Source organism: Kitasatospora sp. NPDC006697, assembly GCF_042869935.1.
Lineage (GTDB): Bacteria > Actinomycetota > Actinomycetes > Streptomycetales > Streptomycetaceae > Kitasatospora.
In genome coordinates this window covers 1-19,819 of sequence record NZ_JBIAGU010000020.1, presented here as the reverse complement: position 1 = coordinate 19,819, position 19,819 = coordinate 1, and the positions used below count along the sequence as shown (strand labels likewise).

21 protein-coding genes are annotated in these 19,819 nt (G+C 73.6%); 11 read left to right on the top strand and 10 right to left on the bottom strand.

The genetic code is table 11. The features are described 5' to 3' along the window. Positions 1 to 112 precede the first annotated feature (112 nt). Together ACFYNO_RS25620 and ACFYNO_RS25615 are read right to left on the bottom strand one after the other, a co-directional pair. Entirely contained in the window at positions 113 to 853 is a 741-nt protein-coding gene (locus tag ACFYNO_RS25620) for a hypothetical protein (protein WP_388016905.1), read from the bottom strand. A gap of 234 nt (positions 854 to 1,087) precedes the next feature. Beyond that, entirely contained in the window at positions 1,088 to 1,267 is a 180-nt protein-coding gene (locus ACFYNO_RS25615) for a hypothetical protein (RefSeq protein WP_388016902.1), read from the bottom strand. Between the two features lie 223 nt (positions 1,268 to 1,490). Here ACFYNO_RS25615 and ACFYNO_RS25610 point away from each other — a divergent pair, with 223 nt between their 5' ends. The 3 genes from ACFYNO_RS25610 (at position 1,491) to ACFYNO_RS25600 (ending at position 2,988) form a co-directional block, all read left to right on the top strand. Next, entirely contained in the window at positions 1,491 to 2,039 is a 549-nt protein-coding gene (locus tag ACFYNO_RS25610; RefSeq protein WP_388016900.1) for a haloacid dehalogenase, read from the top strand. Beyond that, a complete protein-coding gene (locus ACFYNO_RS25605) occupies positions 2,026 to 2,439 on the top strand; it encodes a CBS domain-containing protein (RefSeq protein ID WP_388016897.1) in 414 nt (137 codons plus the stop codon). Before ACFYNO_RS25610 ends, ACFYNO_RS25605 begins: the two co-directional genes overlap by 14 nt. A gap of 216 nt (positions 2,440 to 2,655) precedes the next feature. Continuing rightward, positions 2,656 to 2,988, top strand: a complete 333-nt coding sequence (locus ACFYNO_RS25600) for a DUF3040 domain-containing protein (protein WP_388016894.1) — start codon at positions 2,656 to 2,658, stop codon at positions 2,986 to 2,988. 160 nt (positions 2,989 to 3,148) lie between these two features. Here ACFYNO_RS25600 and ACFYNO_RS25595 read toward each other — a convergent pair whose 3' ends face one another. After that, entirely contained in the window at positions 3,149 to 3,757 is a 609-nt protein-coding gene (locus ACFYNO_RS25595) for a TetR/AcrR family transcriptional regulator (protein ID WP_388016891.1), read from the bottom strand. 115 nt (positions 3,758 to 3,872) lie between these two features. Here ACFYNO_RS25595 and ACFYNO_RS25590 point away from each other — a divergent pair, with 115 nt between their 5' ends. The 4 genes from ACFYNO_RS25590 (at position 3,873) to ACFYNO_RS25575 (ending at position 8,604) form a co-directional block, all read left to right on the top strand. Beyond that, positions 3,873 to 5,363 (top strand): APC family permease, encoded by a 1,491-nt coding sequence (locus ACFYNO_RS25590; RefSeq protein WP_388016888.1) that lies wholly within the window; start codon positions 3,873 to 3,875, stop codon positions 5,361 to 5,363. Positions 5,364 to 5,370: 7 nt separating this feature from the next. After that, entirely contained in the window at positions 5,371 to 6,243 is an 873-nt protein-coding gene (locus tag ACFYNO_RS25585; protein ID WP_388016885.1) for a carbon-nitrogen hydrolase family protein, read from the top strand. A 112-nt stretch (positions 6,244 to 6,355) separates the two neighbouring features. After that, positions 6,356 to 6,691: a MazG-like family protein gene (locus tag ACFYNO_RS25580; RefSeq protein WP_388016882.1), complete on the top strand. Its 336-nt coding sequence runs from the start codon at positions 6,356 to 6,358 to the stop codon at positions 6,689 to 6,691. After that, positions 6,688 to 8,604 carry an ABC transporter ATP-binding protein gene (locus ACFYNO_RS25575; protein ID WP_388016879.1) on the top strand — a complete coding sequence of 639 codons (1,917 nt, stop codon included), beginning with the start codon at positions 6,688 to 6,690 and terminating at the stop codon, positions 8,602 to 8,604. Before ACFYNO_RS25580 ends, ACFYNO_RS25575 begins: the two co-directional genes overlap by 4 nt. An 8-nt stretch (positions 8,605 to 8,612) precedes the next feature. Here the strand turns inward: ACFYNO_RS25575 and ACFYNO_RS25570 are convergent, their stop codons facing one another. The 5 genes from ACFYNO_RS25570 to ACFYNO_RS25550 all read right to left on the bottom strand — a co-directional run bounded on the left by ACFYNO_RS25570 (position 8,613) and on the right by ACFYNO_RS25550 (position 12,223). Beyond that, the gene (locus ACFYNO_RS25570) at positions 8,613 to 9,020 is read right to left on the bottom strand and encodes an ACT domain-containing protein (protein WP_388016876.1); all 408 of its coding nucleotides are present in this window, start codon (positions 9,018 to 9,020) and stop codon (positions 8,613 to 8,615) included. 107 nt (positions 9,021 to 9,127) lie between these two features. Then, positions 9,128 to 9,547: a hypothetical protein gene (locus ACFYNO_RS25565; RefSeq protein ID WP_388016873.1), complete on the bottom strand. Its 420-nt coding sequence runs from the start codon at positions 9,545 to 9,547 to the stop codon at positions 9,128 to 9,130. A 248-nt stretch (positions 9,548 to 9,795) separates the two neighbouring features. Beyond that, positions 9,796 to 10,563, bottom strand: a complete 768-nt coding sequence (locus ACFYNO_RS25560) for a class I SAM-dependent methyltransferase (protein ID WP_388016870.1) — start codon at positions 10,561 to 10,563, stop codon at positions 9,796 to 9,798. A gap of 49 nt (positions 10,564 to 10,612) precedes the next feature. Beyond that, a complete protein-coding gene (locus tag ACFYNO_RS25555; RefSeq protein ID WP_388016867.1) occupies positions 10,613 to 11,296 on the bottom strand; it encodes a helix-turn-helix domain-containing protein in 684 nt (227 codons plus the stop codon). Positions 11,297 to 11,380: 84 nt separating this feature from the next. Next, complete coding sequence (locus ACFYNO_RS25550) at positions 11,381 to 12,223, bottom strand: AraC family transcriptional regulator (RefSeq protein WP_388016864.1); 843 nt, start codon at positions 12,221 to 12,223, stop codon at positions 11,381 to 11,383. Positions 12,224 to 12,288: 65 nt separating this feature from the next. Between ACFYNO_RS25550 and ACFYNO_RS25545 the strand changes: the two genes are divergently transcribed. Together ACFYNO_RS25545 and ACFYNO_RS25540 are read left to right on the top strand one after the other, a co-directional pair. Then, the gene (locus ACFYNO_RS25545; protein ID WP_388016861.1) at positions 12,289 to 13,272 is read left to right on the top strand and encodes a DMT family transporter; all 984 of its coding nucleotides are present in this window, start codon (positions 12,289 to 12,291) and stop codon (positions 13,270 to 13,272) included. Positions 13,273 to 13,311: 39 nt separating this feature from the next. Further along, a complete protein-coding gene (locus tag ACFYNO_RS25540) occupies positions 13,312 to 13,854 on the top strand; it encodes an FHA domain-containing protein (RefSeq protein WP_388016858.1) in 543 nt (180 codons plus the stop codon). Between the two features lie 57 nt (positions 13,855 to 13,911). Here ACFYNO_RS25540 and ACFYNO_RS25535 read toward each other — a convergent pair whose 3' ends face one another. Further along, on the bottom strand, positions 13,912 to 16,305 hold the full coding sequence (locus ACFYNO_RS25535; protein ID WP_388016855.1) for an FtsX-like permease family protein: 2,394 nt from the start codon (positions 16,303 to 16,305) through the stop codon (positions 13,912 to 13,914). Next, a complete protein-coding gene (locus ACFYNO_RS25530; RefSeq protein WP_388016852.1) occupies positions 16,302 to 17,015 on the bottom strand; it encodes an ABC transporter ATP-binding protein in 714 nt (237 codons plus the stop codon). The genes ACFYNO_RS25535 and ACFYNO_RS25530 overlap by 4 nt, the downstream gene beginning before the upstream one ends. A gap of 212 nt (positions 17,016 to 17,227) precedes the next feature. Here ACFYNO_RS25530 and ACFYNO_RS25525 point away from each other — a divergent pair, with 212 nt between their 5' ends. Together ACFYNO_RS25525 and ACFYNO_RS25520 are read left to right on the top strand one after the other, a co-directional pair. Beyond that, positions 17,228 to 18,568: a sensor histidine kinase gene (locus ACFYNO_RS25525; RefSeq protein ID WP_388016849.1), complete on the top strand. Its 1,341-nt coding sequence runs from the start codon at positions 17,228 to 17,230 to the stop codon at positions 18,566 to 18,568. Positions 18,569 to 18,590: 22 nt separating this feature from the next. Next, positions 18,591 to 19,277: a response regulator gene (locus ACFYNO_RS25520; RefSeq protein WP_388017303.1), complete on the top strand. Its 687-nt coding sequence runs from the start codon at positions 18,591 to 18,593 to the stop codon at positions 19,275 to 19,277. Positions 19,278 to 19,819 lie beyond the last annotated feature (542 nt).

Sequence of the window (19,819 nt, the reverse complement as noted above, 5' to 3'; positions counted from 1 at the left end):
TTCCCCGGTGGTGACCGTGCCGGGTAGCTCCGGTGGACCCGGCCGAGCGGGTTGCCCCCAGTGGAGGTCCAGCCAGACGCTCCCAGCGATCGATCACACCGGCCCGGCGTCCTCAGTGGTGGGCGAAGTGGTTCCGGCGCCAGCGACGGCCGCTGCTGTGGTGTGACTGGGCCGGCGCGTCCGGCGGGGGCTCGCGGCCCGGGCCGGTGGGCTCGGCTTCGGCCTCGGCGGGGTAGCTGACCGGGCCGGGTTCCGAGGTGTCCTGGGCGGTGTCGGCCTCGGCGCGGTAGGTCGGCAGGCTGTGCCGCGGCTCCGTGGCCCGGCTGACGGGGGCGTCGGCCTCCGTCAGGCCCTGGCTGGCGGCCGGGTCGCGGGTGGTATCAGCCTCTGCACGGTAGGTCGGCAGGCTGTGCCCCGGCTCTGTGCCTCGACTGACGGGGGCGTCGGCCTCCGTCAGGCCCTGGCCGGTGGCCGGGTCCTGTGTGGCATCGGCCTCTGCACGGTAGGTCGGCACGCTGTGCCCCGGCTCTGTGGCCCGGCTGACCGGGGCGTCGGCCTCCGTCAGCCCCTGGCCGGCGGCCGGGTCGCGGGTGGTGCCGGCCATGCGGGCGGCGCGCAGGTCGGCGCGGCGGCGGCGGGCGTGGGCGATGCCCGTGAGGACGAGGACGCCGCCGATCACCAGGATCAGCGCCAGCGCGATGCCCGACAGGAACATCGCGAGCGGCGACATGGTGGCGATGTCATTGCCGATGGCCGTCACGGTCGTGTCCGGTCCGGCGTTCATGTTGTCGGCGATCACCAGGCCGGTGAAGGCACCGGTGGCAGCCAGCAGGAGCAGTCCGAGCATCAGCATCGGAAAACCTCCAGAGTTCGGGCCGCCGCCTGGTCACCGGGTCGGGCCTGGCGGGTGGCGGCGGCATGGGTGCCGGCGGCGTGGGCGGGGCAGGCGGCATCGGCGGATCGGGCGGCAGCGGTTCGGGCGCCGGCGGTACCGGGTCGGGCGCCGGGACCGGTCCCGGCTCGGGAACGGGGATCGGCGGCACCGGGTCGCGCCCGTCCATTCGTCCGGCCCACAGGACATCCACGCTTACTCGCCTCCCGCGTTCGTGGGCGCGAACTCGGGGCCGTCGGCCCCGTCCTTCGCCCGCTCGTCCGGCGCCGGCGCGCCCTCGCCCGTCATCCGCGACTCGGGCGTCTCCACTGTTTCCGCATCTCGCTGTTCGGGGTGTCCCGGATCTTCCGGGCGCTCGTTCCGCTGCTCGGTCATGACGGCCTCCTCCGACACCGCGCGCCTACCCCGTCGGGGGCATCGGACACACCGCGCGGCGTTTGGCCCCAACCCAGCTGGATAGCCGCTCGCCATGAACGACTTCGAGACGACGCGGACCCGCAGGACGCCCGGGCCACCGCACCTCCGCGAGCCGCGGCCGTGCGCCGCGGCGCCGTGGGTGTGGCCGGGGCGGACCGGGAGCGGCGGGTGGCCCGCCGCCGTGCTGCTGGAGCTCGACGTCCTGATCCAGAGCCTGCCGAACCTCGCCGAACCGGGCTGGGTCCGGCCGCTGCCCGCGGCCGGACCGACCGTCGCCCTGCTGCGCCGGTCGGGACTCGCGGTCGGCGTGCTGGCCGAGCAGCCCCGGGCGGCCCACGGCGCGGTGACACCGCGGCAGGTGGAGGCGGTCCGGCTGCGGGTCGAGCAGTTGCTCGGGCCCTTCGACGTGTGGGCGCTCTGCCCGCACGCCCCGTACGACCACTGCGGATGCCACCATCCCGCGCCCGGCCTGGTGCAGGCGGCGAGCCGGACCCTGGCGCTTCCCCCCGGCCGGCTGGTCTTCGTTGGGGCCCGGCCGGGCACCGTGGCGGCCGCCGAGGCGGGCGGCGTCACGGGCATCCTGCTCACGCACGGCCCGGAGGCGCCGCCGGCCGTCCCGGTGCAGCACGCGCCGGGGCTGTGGCAGGCCGCGGAGGACGCGCTCACGGTGCTGGAGCGCCGCAGCGCGCTCGACACCACGACACAGGGAGCCGATCATGACCGTCCGTGACCTGATGACCTATCAGCCGGTGACGGTGGCCGGCCGGACCAGCCTGACCGACGTCGCCCGCCGGATGCGCGAGAACGACATCGGCGACGTGCTGGTGGCCGAGGACGGCCGGCTCACCGGCATCCTCACCGACCGCGACCTGGTGGTGCGCGCCATGGCCGACGGCGGTGACCCGGACCGGCTGTGCGCCGACGACATCTGCAGCACCGAGCCGGTCAGTGTGGCGCCGGGCGACGAGGTCGACCATGCGATCGACCTGATGCGCAGTCTGTCGGTGCGCCGGATCCCCGTGGTGGAGGACGGTCGCCCGGTCGGCATCCTGAGCCTCGGCGACCTGGCCATCGAACGCGACCGCGGGTCCGCCCTGGCGGAGATCAGCGCGGCCGCCTCCACCAGCTGATTCGACGATCGAACGACGGACGGAAGCCCGACCCATGCCCCCGCCCACCCGGTCTCCGGACCCGCCCGCGCCTGTCGCCGCCCGGGGCGCCGCCGGCCCAGACCGCGGGGCGGGGTGGGCGGCGGTCTGCTTCCCGTGGCGCGCGGCGTTTGCCGCACGCCCCGCTGGGCAGGTCCACGGGACGGCGATCAGCGAACGGACCGGAGGTGACGGGTGATGGACGGGACCATCCTCTCCCAGCGCGAGCGGCGGATCCTCGCCGAGATCGAAGCGGAACTGCGCACCGACCGGCGGCTCGATCGCGCACTCAGCAGCATGCGCCCGCGCCCGGTGGAGCGCCTCCGCGGCGCCCTGCGCGCGGCCGGCCGCTGGCCGGTGGCGATCGCGGCGGTGCTGGTGGTGCTCTCGGCCAGCCTCGCGCTGGCCGCGCCGCGCGACCACACGCCCACCGCGCTGGCGCTCTTCGGGGCGGTCTGGCTGGTGACCCTGGTGGTCTGCGGAGCCCGACTGGCCGCCCGTCGCGCGGACCGCCGGGGCGATCCGCTCTGACACCGCTGTGACCCCGCTTCTGACCCCGCGCCCGCCGGGCCGGAAGCGGGTGGTGATCCTGAACTCCTGCCGCAGCGCGGCCAGGCCGGCCAACGGAGCAGCGCCGGGGGCAGTGGAACGGCGCCTCCGGCTAGTCCGGGGACGCGCAAGGCTCTGAAGCTCAGCCCAGGTCGGAGCCGGTGACCGCGCGGGCGAGGCTGCGCAGTGCGGTGACAACCTCGGCGCGGCTGCGGCGTCCGGCCAGGATCTCCATCTGGTAGCCGTCCTCCATCGCGACGAAGTTGGCCGCCAGCAGCCGCGGCGGGTCCGCGAGCCGGAAGTGCCCCTGGTTCTGGCCGAGCACCAGAATCCCGTAGTAGACGGCGATCTGGCGCTCGGTCAGAGCGCTGTCGAGTGCCGCCGCCTTGGGATCGCGCAGGCACCGGGGCCAGTACTCGAAGAGCAGCCGGGTGAGCGCGTCGTCCGGTCCGGCGGCCGGGCCGATGTCGATGCAGGCGCGCAGTTGGTCGCGGGCGTCGGTGAACTGCTCGGCGGCGCGTTCGCGCTCCTCGCTGTAGCGCTCGATGCCGTGCTGGTAGGCCTCGTAGACCAGCGCGTCCAGGTCTCCGTAGTAGAGCACCGCCGCAGGGGTCACCCCTGCCTCGTCCGCGATGTCGCGCAGGCGCAGCCCCTCCAGTCCGCGGGTGAGCAGGGCGCGGTGCACCGCCGCTCCCAGTTCGGCCCGGCGGGCCTCCTTGCTCTTCCTGCCGCCGCCCTTGCCGCCTGTCATGCCTGGCCTTTCTCTCACTCCGGATTCAACTCTATCAACCCAGCTCTTGACGCATGAGGGGCCAGGTTCTTAAATCTGCGTTTAACAACGTCGGCCCTCGTGTCAGGAGCTCCCGATGTCCACCTCCACCGATCTCGCGGCCAGAGCGTCCGCGCCCGACAAGGGCCTCGCAGCCGACTCCGTCGGCCTGCTGTCGATGGTCTCCCTCGGCCTGGCCTCGGTCGCCCCCGCCTACAGCATCACCGTCACCCTGGGCCTGGTCGTGCTCGCCGTCGGCCACCTCGCACCCGCCGCCCTGCTCGTCGGCTTCGTGCCGATCCTGTGCACCGCCTTCGCGTTCCGCGAGCTCAACCGCGTCATGCCCGACTGCGGCACCAACTTCGTCTGGATCACCAGGAACTTCGGGCCCTGGTCCGGCTGGATCTTCGGCAACTGGCTCCCGCAGACCGCCACCGTCATCGCGATGACCGCCCTCGCCCAGGTCGGCGCCACCAACCTGCTCGACCTCGCCGGCCTCACCCGGCTCGCCCACCAGACCCTGGCGGTCACCTGCCTCGGCACCCTGCTGATCGCCCTGGTCACCGCCATCGCCTACCGCGGCGTCCAGCTCTCGGCGGCGGTGCAGACCGCCATGGTCGCCATCCAGCTCGCCGCCCTCGTCGGCTTCGGTGCCGCCGCCCTCACCCACCACGGCGCCGCCACGCCCAGCCCCGCCTGGCTCAACCCCCTCGGCTTCCACAGCACCGGACCCTTCGCCCAGTCGGTGCTGCTGTGCCTGTTCATCTACTGGGGCTGGGACGCGGCACTCACCGTCAACGAAGAGGCCCGCGACCGCACCCGCACCCCCGGCCGGGCCGCCGTCGTGTCCACCCTGATCCTGCTCAGCACCTACCTGTTCACCGCCGTCGCCGCCATCAGCCTCGCCGGCACCGGCACCGAGGGCCTCGGGCTCGGCAACCAGGACAACGCCGCGGACGTGCTCGCGACCCTCGCCCCCGCCGCGCTGGGCGGCACCGTCGCCAAGGGCATCCAACTCGCCGTCGCCCTCTCGGCGGTCGCCGCCCTGCTCACCTGCGTCGTCTCCACCTCCCGTCCCAACGTCTCGGTCGCCGCGCACGGCGCCATGCCCAAGGCCTTCGCCCGCGTGCACCCCCGCTACCGCACCCCCACCTTCGCCACCGTCTTCACCGGCGTCGTCTCCGTCGCCCTGCTGGTCCTGCTCAGCACCGCCGCGCCCGCCTTCCTCGGCGACGCCGTGCTCTCCATCGGCCTGCTGGTCTGCGCCTACTACGGCGCCACCGCCTTCGCCTGCGTCTGGCACTTCCGCCGCGACCTGCGCACCTCCGCACGGGCCCTGGTGGTCCAGGGCCTGCTCCCGCTGGCCGGCGGCCTGATGATGCTGGCCGCCTTCGCCCGCAGCGCGTGGGACATGGTCGACCCCGGCTACGGCGCCACCTCGATCGGCGGCATCGGCGGGGTGTTCCTGCTCGGCATCGGCTCGATCGTGCTCGGCCTGCCGCTCACCGCCCTGCTCCGGCTCCGCTTCCCCGACTTCTTCCGCAACGGTCGCCGCACCGTCACCGACCTGATCATCACCGAGGACTGAACCGCCCATGCGCACCCTGGCCATCGCCGCCCTCCAGACCCGCCCCGTCGCCCACGACCTCCAGGCCACCTACCACCGCTTCGAGGAGCAGGTCCACGCCGTGCGGGAGCTGTTCCCGCACGTCCGGCTCGTCGTCGTCCCCGAACTGCTGCTCGCCGCCGAACCACCGCTGCTGCAGGGCCGCGAGGGATGGATGGAGCAGGTCGCCGAGCCGGTCCCCGGACCGCTGACCGACCGCCTGTGCGCCCTGGCCCGCCGGACCGGGCTGTGGCTGGTGCCCGGCTCCGTCTTCGAGCGCACCGAGGGCGGAACCGTCCACAACACCGCGCTCGCGATCTCCCCCGAGGACGGCATCGTCGCCCGCTACCGCAAGGTCTTCCCCTGGCAGCCCTACGAACAGGCCGCCCCTGGGAACGAATTCACCGTCTTCGACATCCCCGGCACCGGCCGGATCGGCCTGGCCATCTGCTACGACGGCTCCTTCCCCGAGACCATGCGCCAACTCGCCTGGCTCGGTGCCGAGGTCGTCATCCAACCCACCCTGACCACCACCCGCGACCGGGAGATGGAACTGGTCTGCGCCCGCGCCAACGCCTGGACCAACCAGATCTACGTGGTCAACGTCAACGCCGCCGACCCCGCCGCCGTCGGCCAGAGCGCCATCGTCGACCCCGAAGGCATCGTCCGCCAGCAGGCCGGAAGCGGCGAGGAGATCCTCGTCGACGTCCTCGATCTCGACGCCGTCACCCGGGTCCGCACCCACGGCTCCGCCGGCATCAACCGTCCCTGGGCCCAACTCGCTCGCTACGGCGGGACGATCGAGCTGCCCATGTACGGGGGCACCTTCCGCACCCCCGAATGGGTGATCGCACAGCGGTGAGCCGGGCCCGGGCCGAATCGAAAAGGGTGCCTTCGACCCGGGCTCGCCGAGAACCGCCGAGAACCGCCGGGCGCTTGATCGAGCGGTTCGAACAGCGGCAGTATCCTCAGCCATGAACGAGATCTGGGATGTCGTCAACTCCCTTGCAAAAAAGCTCGATTCACACTTCCAGCAGAGCGATGAGCTGCGCTGGACGGTGCAGGCGCTCAAACTCCAGGAGGAGGCCGGGGAGGTCGCCGAGGCGGTGATCGGTGCGCTCGGGGCCAATCCGCGCAAGGGGTATTCGCACGACTGGGACGACGTCCGCAAGGAGACCTGCGACGTGGCGCTCTCGGCGCTGGTGATGCTCGCCCGGATGGGCGGCGATCCGCGGTGGTTCTTCGAGGAGCACGTCCGGGCCGTCGCCGAGCGCACCATCGCCGCGGTGCCGGCGGGGGACCACGAATGAGCACCGTGACCGGCACCGCCGAGCCGGTGCCCGAGGAGGAACTGGTCTGGAAGGCGGACGGCCGCAAGGTCGAGGCGGCCGCCGCGATCAGCGTCAGTGCGATGGCCCGCCGGCTGCCGCAGCTGGTGGTGCGGGCCTTCGCCCTCGCCTGGCGGGTCGAGCCGCGGGCCGTGGCCGTACTGCTGGCCTGTCAGGCGGCCTCCGCGGTGCTGGGTGCGGCCGGACTGTTCGCCACCACCGGCACCATCGGCGCCGTCTTCGCCTCCGGGCAGGTGTCCACCCGGATCTGGGCCGCGCTGCCCTCGCTCGCGGTGATCGCCGCCGCGATGGGGCTGCGCCGGCTGCTGGCGATCACCATCCAGACGATCACCGTGCGGCTCTCGCCGCGGATCGCCCGGGAGGCCGAGGCGACGGTGCTGCGCGCCACCATCGCCACCGAACTGACCGCCTACGACACGGCCGGCTACAGCGACGACCTGGAGGCCGCCGACCGCGGCGCCGAGACCTGCGTGGACATCCTCGGTGAGGCGCAGAACCTGCTCTCCTCCGCCGGCTCGCTGGTCGGCGCGGCCGGCGTGCTGACCGTGCTGCACCCGCTGCTGCTGCCGCTGCTGGTGGTGGCCGCGCTGCCGCAGGGCATCGCCTCGGTCCGGGCCGCCCGGGTGCACTACCTGTCCAGCCGCGACACCATCGGCGACCGCCGGATCATGGCCAACCTGCGCTGGTACATCCACCTCAAGCGCCATGCCGACCAGGTCCGTTCGGACACCATGGGCCAGGTGCTGATGGAGAAGTACGAGACCGTCGGCCGCCGGCTGGACGGCAAGGCCCGGCAGGCCGCCCGGGCCGCCGCCAAGGTGTCGCTGCTCGGCGCGCTGGTCTCCGGCCTGAGTGCCGGGCTGGTCTGGACGGTGATGCTCTGGCTGGTGGTCAGCGGCCGGATGAGCCTGCCGCACGGCTCCGCCGCCGTGGTCGCGCTGACGGCGGTCTCCAGCGCGCTCAACGGCATCGTCGGCTACGGCGCGGACCTGTTCCGCACCGGCATGTACCTGGACGACTGGGCCGGTTTCCTCGACACCGCCGGCGGCCACGTGCTGAGCCGGGGCTCCCGGGTGCCCGGCCCGCCGGACCGGATCACCGTCAAGGAGCTCGCCTACCGCTACCCCAACTCCGAGCGCACCGCGCTGAGTTCGGTCAACCTCACGGTGCGGCGCGGGGAGATCCTGGCGCTGGTCGGCGAGAACGGCTCCGGCAAGACCACGCTCGCCAAGGTGCTGGCCGGCCTCTACCTGCCCGGCGCCGGCCAGGGCCGGGTGGAGTGGGACGGCGTGGACACCCGGGAGTTGGACGCGCACGCGCTCTGGCGCCAGGTCGCCGTGGTGCCGCAGGACTACGCGCGCTGGATGCTCACCGCCCGGGAGAACATCACGCTCGGCCAGCCGACCGCCGAGGGCGACGCGGCGGTCTGGCGGGCCGCCGCGTCCTCCGGCGCCGACGAGGTGGTGAACCAGCTCCGCAACGGGCTCGGCACCCTGCTCGCCTCCGAGTGGATGGGCGGCGAGGAGCTGTCCGGCGGCCAGTGGCAGCGGATGGCGATCGCCCGCGCCTTCCACCGGCCGGCCGGACTGCTGGTGCTGGACGAGCCGACCGCCGCCCTGGACCCGCGCGCCGAGCACCGGATCTTCGCCAACCTCCGCTCGGTGGCCCGCGACCGGGCCGTGGTCCTGGTCACCCACCGGCTCGCCAACGTCGAGGTGGCCGACCGGATCGTGGTGCTCGACCACGGCCGGGTGATCCAGCACGGCAGCTTCCGGGAGCTGGTGGACGACCGCTCGGGCCGGTTCCGCGAACTCTGGGACCTCCAGCACGACCGGGCCGGCATTCCCGGCCAGCGGGAGGTGTCCGAAGACTGACGGACCGCTCACCCGGGCAGGCGCGCCTCCCAGCCGGCGACCACCCGCCGGCAGGCCGCCTCCTGCTCCTCGGCGACCAGCAGCACCAGGTTGCCCGCGTGGTCGCTGTACTGGACCTGGATGTTGACCCCGGCATCGCCCAGCAGCCGGGCCAGGGTGCCGAGTTGGCCGGGCGTTTGCTGATCGAGCCGGGTCATCACCACCTCGCGCACCCGGGCCGGCCCGAGGCCGAGGCCGGCGGCGGTGACGGTCCGCAGGGCGAGCGGGCCGTCGTCGACCAGGTAGTGCGCGACGGTGCCGAAGACGCCGCCGCCCTCCAGGCTCACCCCGGCGCGGCCGAGGGCCTGACCGAGGTCGGCCAGGGCGCCCGGGCGGTCGGGGAGGTGGACTTCGAGGTCCTGCAGCACGGGGTTCATGGCTCGACGGTAGGCGCCGGACGCTTCGGCGGAAGCCGAAGCGTCGCGGTCGCCCGCCCGGGCCAGCAGGGGGCGGTGCACACTTTTATGCGCTTTCGGTTAAGGGGTTACCACCAGCCGCTGCAGCCACTGGAGTCGCAGGCCCGCATGTAGACGCTGTACGCACCGTTGTAGGAGTACAGATTCCCGAGGATCATGTTTTTCCGCTCCAGGCTGCCTGACTCCCAGGAGACTTGCAGCTCGGCCCACACGCCGCTGGTCTGGCGAGAGGTCCACTCGAATTTGCCCGAGTAGCCACCGTTTCCGTCGCTGTACCAGGTCTTCCAGATGGAGATGCCCAGGCCCCTGGGCGACCACAGCTCCGTGTTTGCGCTGGCTTTCGGGCTCATCGTCCCACCGGTGCGCCCCGCCGTCGCTGTGACGCTCAACGGGTCAGTGTGGCTGGTGCTGGCGTGTGCTGTGCTGGTTCCAGTCAGAGCCATCACAGCAGCAGAAGCAAGTGCGACTGCCGCACTGCGAATGCGCATGTAAACCCCTTTTATTTCCACACAGACGGACGTGAGGTCGCTTGATCTCCTCATGGCTGGCTGACCATTATTCAGAGGCGCCCGTGGGCCACGCAACAACCACTTCTCAGCCAGAATCGACCGCCGCTCCGAACGCACGGCTCACCACGTTGCAGCCTTCGCCGGCACCGCCGCAGGCCTCATCCGCCACCGCAGAATCACCAGACGAGATGAATTCTTCAAGGCGCAGAAGTCCCGAACGCCACGGTTCAGCCCGCCAGGTGCGCCAACCAGATCTCCTCGCTCGGCCACTGGTGCGCCCACTCGGCGCTGACCTCCGGGTAGTCGCGGTCCGCGGGCCAGGGTGCCCGGATCTCGATCAGGTCGTCGACCACGAAGCCGCAGCGGCGCAGCAGCCGCAGCAACTCGCCGTGGCCGATGGCGAACTCGACGTGGTCGTCGGCCGGCTGCGGCGGCGCGCCGAACTGCGGGCGCAGCAGCTCCGGCCCGGCCTGCCCGTCGGGCCGGGCGCAGAGCGCGAAGAGCGGCGAGCGCCGGCCGAACACCAGCCGGCCGCCCGGCCTGAGCACCCGCGCCGCCTCCGGGAGCCAGCGGTGCGGATCGCACCAGAGCGAGGCGCCGAACTCGCTGATCGCCAGGTCGAAGGTGGAGTCGCGCAGCGGCAGCCGCTCCGCGTCGGCCAGCAGCAGCGGGAAGTGCAGCTCGAACTCGCGCTGCATCGCCCGCGCCGTGGCCAGCTGGGCCTGCGAGATGTCCACCCCGACCGGGCGGGCGCCGGCCCGGGCCAGCCGGGCGCTGACGTAGGCCGTGCCGCAGCCCAGCTCGACGATGTCGAGCTCGGCCAGCTCCTCGGGGAGGATGCGCAGTTCGGACTCGGGGATGCTCCACAGCCCCCAGGTGGGCACCGGCCGGCTCCAGTGGCCGCGGGCCAGCGGGCCGTGCCAGGCGGACGCCTGCTCCTCCCAGTACCGGCGGTTCAACTCCACGTGCGCGGAAGTGCTTTCCGGTGCGGTCATGTCGTCATTACACCCGGGCGGCGCGGCCCGGCCAACCTGCTTTCGCCCGTCACCCCAGCCCTTCGGCCAGTACCCGGGCCGCCCGCCGCACCTCCTCGGTCACCGCTGCCCGCAGCCGGTCGGCTGGCAGGCCCGCCGCCAGGTGGCGGCCCAGGCTGTGGCACTGCACGCGCCACAGGCCGAGCAGGGCGGCGGCCGCGATCTGCGGCTCGGGCGCCGCCGGGTCGCCGGCCGTGCGGGCGGCCAGTAGGGCGGCCGCGAGCTCGGTCAGCCGGTCGGCGGTGTCCCGGTGGTGGGCGCGCAGCGACGGGGTGGAGCGGGTGAGATCGCGGAACCGCCGCAGCTTGGCAGCGGCTCCGGCCTGGTCCGGCTGTGCTGCCAGCCAGCAGGTGAGCGCGGCCAACTCGCCCGCCAGCACCTCCAGCACGGCCTCCAGCGGCGGGCGGTCCGGATCGGCGAGGGCCGTGCGCAGCGCGGCCCCGGTGGCATCGCCGAGGTCGAGCAGCAGCGACTCCTTGGTCGGGAAGTAGTTGAAGACCGTCTTCTCCGAGACCCCGCAGGCCTGGGCGATCTCCGCGACCCGCACCGCGTCGAACCCGCGCTCCAGGAACATCTCGGCCGCCGCCTCGGCCAACCGCCGCCGGGTCAGCCGCTTCTTGCGCGCCCGCAGGCCCTCGCCCGGCGGACCACCACCCCGGGGCCGGCCGACGGCCGGCCAGTCCACTGCCCTCATGGCGGCCAGCCTAGGGGTTGTCTGATGCTCCGTCAGAAAATTTGGCGCTTCCGTCCGCACGGAAGCCTCCCGCCGCGGCACGCGCTACCGCCGGCCGCTCGACCGCTGGTACGTCGCGGGCGTGATGCCGTAGGCCCGTTTGAACCAGCGGGTGAAGTGCGCCTGGTCGGCGAACCCGCTCGCGCCCGCCGCCTCCGCGAGCGGGAGGCCGCGGGCGAGCAGCAGCCGGGCCCGGCGCAGCCGCAGGTGGCGCTGGTAGTCGCTGGGCGCCAGGCCGAACTCGGCGCGGAAGGAGCGGTAGAGAGCGAACCGGCTGCAGCCCGCCGCGCCCGCCAGCGCCTCGGCGGAGAGCGGCTCCAGGTAGGCCTCGTCCAGCAAGGCGCGTGCCCGCAGGGCGGCTTGGCGCTGCGCGGAGCCGGCCAGCGGGCGCAGCCGCGGCGGTTTGGTGGCGCCGCGGGTGGCCAGCGCCAGCACGGTGGCGGTCAGCAGCTCCTGCTGCTCCAGCGCGCTCGACTGGCCGACCAGCGCCCGGTGCAACCCGGCCAGCAAGCCGGTCAGCTGGGGGTCGGTCAGCACCGGCCGGACGAAGAGCGGCAGCGGCCCCTGCGCCGTCGTCGCCGCCGCGTCCGCCAGCACGGAGCGGACCACCGACGGGCCGAGGTGGACGATCCGGTAGCCGTAGCCCAGGTCGGCCGCCGCCCGCCCGTCGTGCACCTCGTCCGGGTTCAGCGCCATCACCATCCCCGCCGCGCTGGTGTGCTGGGCGCCGCGGCAGCGGAACGCCTGCGCGCCCAGCTCGGTGATGCCGAAGGAGTAGGCGTCATGGCTGTGCGGGGCGTAGACGTGGTCCAGGAAGTGCGCGTGCATCGCCTCCAGTGGACGGTCCGCGTCCCGCCAGTACCGCACCCACCCGCGCTCGTTCGCCATCCGCCCATTGTGGCCGCGCACCAGCGTTCAAGACCGCCGCCGACCGCATCGCGGACAGTCGGCCCATGGGAAACACACACCTGGCGAACACGCACGAGCCGATCACGCCCGACCAGCGCACCCACAAGGGCGCCAGCCCCTACCTGCTCCTCTCGGTGACCATGGTGCTCTGGGGGAGCGCCTTCGCCAGTTCCAAGGCGGTCGTCGAGCACGTCCCGCACTCGGTGGGAGCCTTCCTGCGGTTCGCCGGCGGCGCGCTGGCGCTGCTGGTGGCGCTGCGGCTGACCGGCGGACGGCAGCAGGCGGAGCAGCGGCAGGTGGCGCGGCGGGCCCGCGGACTGGCCGCCGGCGCCGGGGTACTGGGCGTCTTCGGCTACAACGCACTCTTCTTCTGGGGCCTTTCGCTCGCCCCCTCGCTCGACGCCGGCATCCTGATCCCGGTGATGAGCCCCGTCCTGACCAGCACCTTCCTGCTGCTGACCGGCAAGGAGCGGGCCAACCCGGCCCGGGTGGCCGGCCTCGGGCTGGGCCTGGCCGGCGCCGTGCTCTTCTTCCTGGGCAGCAACGGCGGCGGCCACGCGGGCTCCTCCCGCCTGCTCGGCGACCTGGTCTTCCTGCTGAGCGCCGTCTGCTGGGCCGCCTACACCCTGGTCGGCCCCCGGGTGCTGGCCGGCCTGGACCCGCTGCGCGCCACCACCTACGCCACCTGCGCCGGCGCCCTGCTGCTCGGCCTGCTCGCCGCGCCCGACCTCGGCCGCACCGCCTGGGGCTCGCTGCCGGCCGGCCTCTGGGCCAACACCGCGTTCCTGGCGATCGGCCCGGCGGCCGTGGCCAACCTGCTCTACTACCGCGGCGTCGGGACGGTCGGCCCGGCGAAGGCCTCGCTGATGATGTTCAACGTGCCCGTCGTCAACACCCTCTGCGCCACCCTGCTGCTCGGCGAGTCCTTCGGCCCGCTGCAGGGCGCCGGGGCGGCCGTGCTTGTGCTCGGCGCGCTGGTGGCCGTCACCCAGCGGAACCGGACCCCCGCTGCGGCACGGACACGCTGAGAGCTGGACTCCGGCCCTGCGGCGTCCGACAATCGGCCCATGACCTCTGCCGAGTTCCCCACGCGCGCCGTCCGGCCCTCGGAGGCCGAGCGGGAGCGGGCACTCGACGTGCTGCGTGCCGGTGTGAGCACCGGCCGACTCTCGCACGACACCTTCCTCGGCCGGATCGACCTGGTGCTGCACGCCGTCAGCCGCGCCGAGCTGGAGGCCGCGCTGGCCGGACTTCCGCTCAGCAGCCCGCTGGAGGGGTTCGTGCTGCGCGCCGTCGGCCGTCTCTCCGGCTTCCGCGCGCGGGTGGCCAGGGCCTGGCGCACCGAGCGGCTGCCCGCCCTCAGCCTGCCGCAGGCCGGCACCCGCCGGCTGACGATCGGCCGGATCCCCGGCTCCGGCCTGCGCCTGCACCACTCCTCGGTCTCCCGCTTCCACGCCGAACTGCGCTACGAGCTGGACGGCTGGGTGCTCTACGACCTCGGCTCCACCAACGGCACCCATGTGAACGGGCACCGGATCGCCGGCGGCCTGCGGGTCCGCCCGGGCGACCAGGTGCGCTTCGGCGACCAGGAGTTCCGGCTGGCCGGGTAGAACTGACGGGGCGTCACCACCGGCTGTGGTGACGCCCCAGCGGATTCTCCCGGCTGCTCACTCCGCCCGCAGCGCCACCGCCGTCCGGGCCCGGGCCGCCCAACTCGCCGGCAGCGAGGCGCCCAGGAGTGCCACCGCCAGCCCACCCGCGCCCAACAGCAGCAGCTCCAGCAGGTGGTAGACGTCCGTCACCTGTTTGGGCAGCGCGCTGTCCACCCCGTGGCCGATCAGCGGCATGATCACCGAGTGCAGTGCCATCCCGCCCGGCACCCCCAGCGCGCCGCCGAGCAGGCCGATCCCCACCACGGAGGTCAGCACCACCGCGCCCACCTGGCCCGGCGTCATACCGATCGCCTTGCAGATGCCCAGGTCGCGCACCCGCTCCCGGGTGTCCAACAGCACCGCGTTGAGCACCCCAAGGCCCGCCACCACCAGCAGCATCAGGGTCAGCAGCGCCGTCATCGCGTCCACGATCTGCACCACGTGCGGCGTCTCCACCACGCGCTGGTCGGCCGGGACGCCCAACGGTGCCAGGGCGGCGGTCAGTCCGCTCACGTAGGCGGCCCGGTCGGTGCCCGGCTTCAGCGCGATGTCGTACTCGTCCACCGACATGTCACCCGGACCGGACAGCAACTCCGGCAGGTCAGCGCTCAGCTGCATTCCGTCGTGCCCGGAGGCGAAGGCCTCGCCGACGATCACGGCCTTGGCGGTCGCCCGCCCGGCCGAGAGCGTCACCGTGTCGCCGACCTTGTGCCCGGTGCTGGTCAGGAAGTGCGCGGGCGCCACCACCTGCCCCGGACCGGTCAGCCAGTGCCCGGACAGCATGTCGTAGCCGGTGGCCAGGGACGGGCCGGTGAAGAGCTGGGTCTGAACCGTGCCCGACACCCCCGAGACCTCCGCCTGCGTCATCGAGGTCGCGACGTACGTCCGGGTGCCCGGCTGCGCCTCGATCGCGGCCACCAGCTTGGCGTGCTGGGCGGCGTCCAGCAGCGTCGGCGCCGGGCCCTGGTGGCCTGGGCCGTCGCCCGGACCGCCGTTGGCCGGGCCGGGCGGCGGGTCGGTCGGGAAGCGCATCGGGATCACCATCGCCGTGTACCCCGAGGCCACCTCCCGGGAGGAGCCGATCGCGTTCGCCGAGGCCGTCAGGCCGGTCGCGAAGGTCGCCGCCACCGTCCCCGCCGCCACGGCCGCGACCAGCGCCGCACTGCGCAGCGGACGGGCGAACGGGCCCGCCAGCCCGTACCGCACCGGGCGGGGCAGCGGCAGCCGCGCCGTCAGCCGGTGTGCCCACTGGCCGCGGCCGCTGCGCGGCGAACGCCCCATCGACAGCGCGGTCACCGCGCTCAGCCGCCCGGCCCGCAGGGCCGGCAGCAGCGCCGCCGCCCCGACCACCGCCAACGCGCCGAGCCCGACCAGCAGATCCACCCACCAGGCCACCGAGAGCGTGGCCGAACCGCCCGCCTGCTGGTCCTCCTGCAGGAACGGCACCGCCAGCAGATTGCCCAGCGCCACGCCGAGCACCGTGCCCAACGCGGCCGGCAGCAGCGCCTGCCAGAGGTAGGCGCGGACCACCTGACCCGGCGTGAACCCGAGCGCCTTGAGCACCCCGATCCGGGTCAGCTGCGCGGAGACCGCGCCGCTCACCACGCTCGCCACGATGATCACCGACATCATCAGGCCGAGGCCGCCGAACGCCACCAGGAACGGCGCGATCGCCCGCCCGTTCTCGTCGGCGGCCAACTTGGCGTCCAGGTACGACTGGGTGCCCAGCACCGCACCGCCCGGCAGCGCGGCCGCCAGCAGAGCCCGGTCGGCGTCGATCCGCGACTGGTCCTGAGCAGCGGAGAACCGGTACAACTCCTGCTCCTGCGGCCCGCCCTGGCCGGCCAGCGCCGTGACGGTGGCCGGCAGCGCCCAGGCCTCGGCGCTGGCCGTGATCGAGGAGGCGACGCCGACGATGGTGAAGCGGCTCCCGCCGGTCGTGGTCATGGTGCTGCCCGGCGCGAACTGCGGGCCGGTGTAGGCGGTGGACACCACCACCTGGCCCGGCCCGGTGGGCCAGTGGCCGGCCACCATGGTCAGGTCGTCCACCGCGCCGCCCGCGTCGGGCCGGCCCACCACGAAGAGCTGCGGGCCCGGCCGACTGCCGTCCATCAGCGGGGTGACGGTCGCCGCCGGGAACGGGCCGGCGGTCGCCGTCACCCCGTTCAGCTTGGCGGTGTCGGCGAGTTGGCCGGCCGTGACGCTGCTGGCGTCCAGCCGCAGGGTCAGGTTCGCGCCGTGCTGGCGGGCGAAGGCGGCGTCGAAAGGAGCGGAGGAGGCGACCAACAGGGCGCCCGCCACCACGGCGGAGGTCACCGCGACCAGCGTGACCAGCGCCAGCACCAGGGTGTGCAGCTTGCGCCGGGCCACCCCGGCGCGGACCACGGCGGCGACCGCGCCGCGGCTCATCGGGCCACCGCCGCGGCGGAGTTCGCGGTTGCGGTGCGGCGGTCCTGGGCGATCCGGCCGTCCACGAGCAGCAGTCGGCGGCTGGCGCAGGCCTCGGCCAGCGCCAGGTCGTGGGTGACCAGCACCACCGTCTGCCCCGACCGGTTGAGCTCCACCAGCAGTTCGCGCACCTCCGCACCGGAGGCCGTGTCCAGCGCGCCCGTCGGCTCGTCCGCCAGCAGCAGGTCCGGGCGGTTCACCAGCGCCCGGGCCACCGCGACCCGCTGGCGCTCACCACCGGAGAGCCGGCCCGGGTACGCCTTGGCGTGCCGGGCGACCCCCAGGGCCTCCAGCAACTCGCCGCCCCGCGCCGTCGCCGCCCGCCCCGCCCGGCCGGTCAGCTGGGCCGGCATCAGCACGTTGTCCAGCACCGTCAAGTCGTCCAGCAGGTTGAAGAACTGGAACACCATCCCGATCCGGTCCCGCCGGAACCGGGCCAGCCCGCGCTCGGACAGCCGGTCGATCCGCTCCCCGGCCACCGTGACGCTGCCCGAACTCGGCTTGTCCAGACCGGCGATCAGGTTCAACAGGGTCGACTTGCCGCTGCCCGAAGGCCCGGTGACGGCCAGTGCCTCACCCGCCGGCACGGTCAGCGACACCGGCCCCAGCGCTGTGGTGCCGGTGGAGTCGTACTGCCTGGCCACCTCGGCCAGTTCGATCACATCGGGCATCTCGGGTCGTCCGTCCTCTTCGGTCCTGCCGCTCTTGACGGTCTCGACGGTACGAGCGGGTCCGCGGGCGCCGCGTCGGCCGGATCACCGACCTTTCGTCGTCCGCGCGGACGATCCTGTGCGGCGTCATCCTCGAGGAGTACTCCGCCCGGTCGGCGAGATGATCGGGGAGAGTGATGCGGAGCGCGCCGGTCCGTCTGCAGAATATGGCGGTGCATACCGAACCCGAGGTGACCGAAGAGGCCCCGTCAGGCTGGCGCCGCCTGCTGGGCGAGGTGCTGCGCCGCGACCGCACCGGTCGGCGGCCCGCCTGGCCCCGGCCGCGGGTGCTGGTGGCCGAGTCGCTGGCCACGCTGGTGCTCACCGGCGCGGCGGTCTATCAGGGCACCGTGGCCTCGCTCGGCAGCGGCTCGATGGACTCCGTGCCGCCGATCCCGCCGCCGCCCGGCGCCGCACCGGGGGGCCCGATCTGCTACCCCGTGCCGCCGGACGGCGGCACGCCGATCCCGCTGGAGGGCCGGGACTTCGTCCTGCTGCTGCTCACCACCCTGCCGCTGCTGGCCCGCCGCCGCTACCCGCTGACGGTCTACTGGCTGGTGCTGATCGCCGCGCTCAGCGCCCAGGGCTATTCCTCCTGGCCCACGCTGGTCGGCCTCGCCGCAGCCGCGTGGAGCGCGATCCGGTACAGCGCCACCCCGCGCTCCGTGTTCGGCAGCCTGCTGCTCGGCGGGGTGCTGGCGCTCTCCGGCCTGGGCAGCTCCGACGGCGGAAACCTGGACGCCACCAGGCCGTTGGTCCTGGTCAACGTGGTCGGCCTGCTGGTCGCCTCGTTCCAGTTCTACCGCCAGGGCGTGCGCGACCACGCCCAGCGGCTGGCCGACCTGGAACGCGACCAGGCCGAGGCCACGGCCAAGGCGCTGGAGGAGGAACGGGCCCGGATCGCCGCCGAACTGCACGACGTGGTCACCCACAACGTGAGCATGATGGTGATCCAGGCGGGCGCCGGGCGGCGGGTGCTGGACAGCGGCGACCCCGAGCAGGCGCGCGAGGCGCTGCTCGCGGTGGAGTCGGCCGGGCGCGCGGCGATGGCGGAACTGCGGCATGTGATGGGGCTGTTGGCGGTGTCCGGGGGTGTCGAGGCGGTCGATGAACTGGAACCGCAGCCCGGCCTGGACCAGTTGGAGCAGCTGGTGGCCCGGGTGCGGGCCGCCGGACTGCCGGTGGAGCTGGCGCTCGCCCTGCCCGAGGAGCCGCTGCCCTCGGGCGTCGACCTGACGGCCTACCGGGTGGTGCAGGAGGCGCTGACCAACGCGATCAAGCACGCGGTGGGTGCCACCGCCACCGTCTCGGTCGCCCCGGAAGGCGACTTCCTGCGGATCGAGGTCGCCAACACCGCCGGCCGCCCCGGGCCGCAGGCCGGAACGGGTGGCGGACGCGGGCTTCTGGGCATGCGGGAGCGGCTGGCCCTCTATGGTGGTGAGCTGGACGCCGGCCGGCGGATCGGCGGCGGCTACCAGGTCAAGGCCCGGCTGCGCTGGCGTGCGGTCGGGTGAACGGGGGAGAGGGACTGTGGAGTTGAGCGCGCCGCTGCGGGCCGTGATCGCGGACGACCAGACGCTGGTCCGGACGGGCTTCCGGATGATCCTGGCGACGGACGGCATCGAGGTCGTCGCGGAGGCGACCAATGGCGTCGAGGCCGTGGCGGCGGTGCGGCGGACCCGGCCGGACGTGGTGCTGATGGACATCCGGATGCCGGAGATGGACGGGTTGGAGGCGACCCGGCTGATCCTGGGGGGAGGGGCGGGTGGCGAGGCGGTACCGAAGGTGCTGATCCTGACGACGTACGACCTGGACCGCTACGTCTATGCGGCCCTGGAGGCGGGGGCGAGCGGGTTCCTGCTGAAGGACGTCTCACCGGAGCAACTGGTCGCTTCCGTACGGTTGGTCCGCTCCGGGGACGCGCTGCTGGCGCCGACGATCACGCGGCGGCTGATCGAGCGGTTCGCCCAGCGGGACGAGGCGCGGAACAACCTGCACCGCGATCTCGGCGAACTCACGGCCCGGGAGCTGGAGGTGCTGCAGCTGATGGCGGGCGGCCTGAGCAATGCCGAGCTGGCGGAGCACCTGACGCTCAGTCAGACCACGGTGAAGACGCACGTGGCGAGGATTCTGGGCAAGCTGGGGCTGCGGGACCGGGTGCAGGCGGTGGTACTGGCGTACGAAACGGGGCTGGTGGCACCTGGGGGCGGGAGCGGTTCCTGACACCCTCGTCGAGCAGGAGTTGGCGGGTGAGGGTCTGCGAGATGCCGAGGACGGCGGCGACTCCGTCCAGGGTGCGCTCGCGTTCGTGGAGCTTCTGGAGATAGGCGCGGCCGGGGGAGATCCACGGGACGGGGGTGGGGTGGGTTCCTGCGGTGGCGCACTGGTACGCCCAGCTGCGGGCGCGGTAGGTCAGCGCGCTGCGGGTGTGCAGGCCGACGGCGGTGCGGACGACGGCGCCGGCGGCGTCGAACTCGCGGCGGACGACGACCAGGCGGCCGTAGTTGTCCCGCCAGTCGCGCATCGCGCCGTCCAGGGCGGGCAGTTCGCCGGGCGCGGCGCAGCCGCCGGCGGCGCGGAGCGGGCAGTGGCAGGGGAGGCGGCGGCTGGTCCGGAGCCAGTCCTGGGCGGACTCGGGGTCGTGGGCGAGCCAGACGTGGGTGAGGTCGTCTAGGGCCCGTATCTGATTGTGATCAATTTCTGTGATTCGCCTGCATGGACAGGTCCTGATCCGGTAGACCATGTTGCGTGACACGAGCACAACT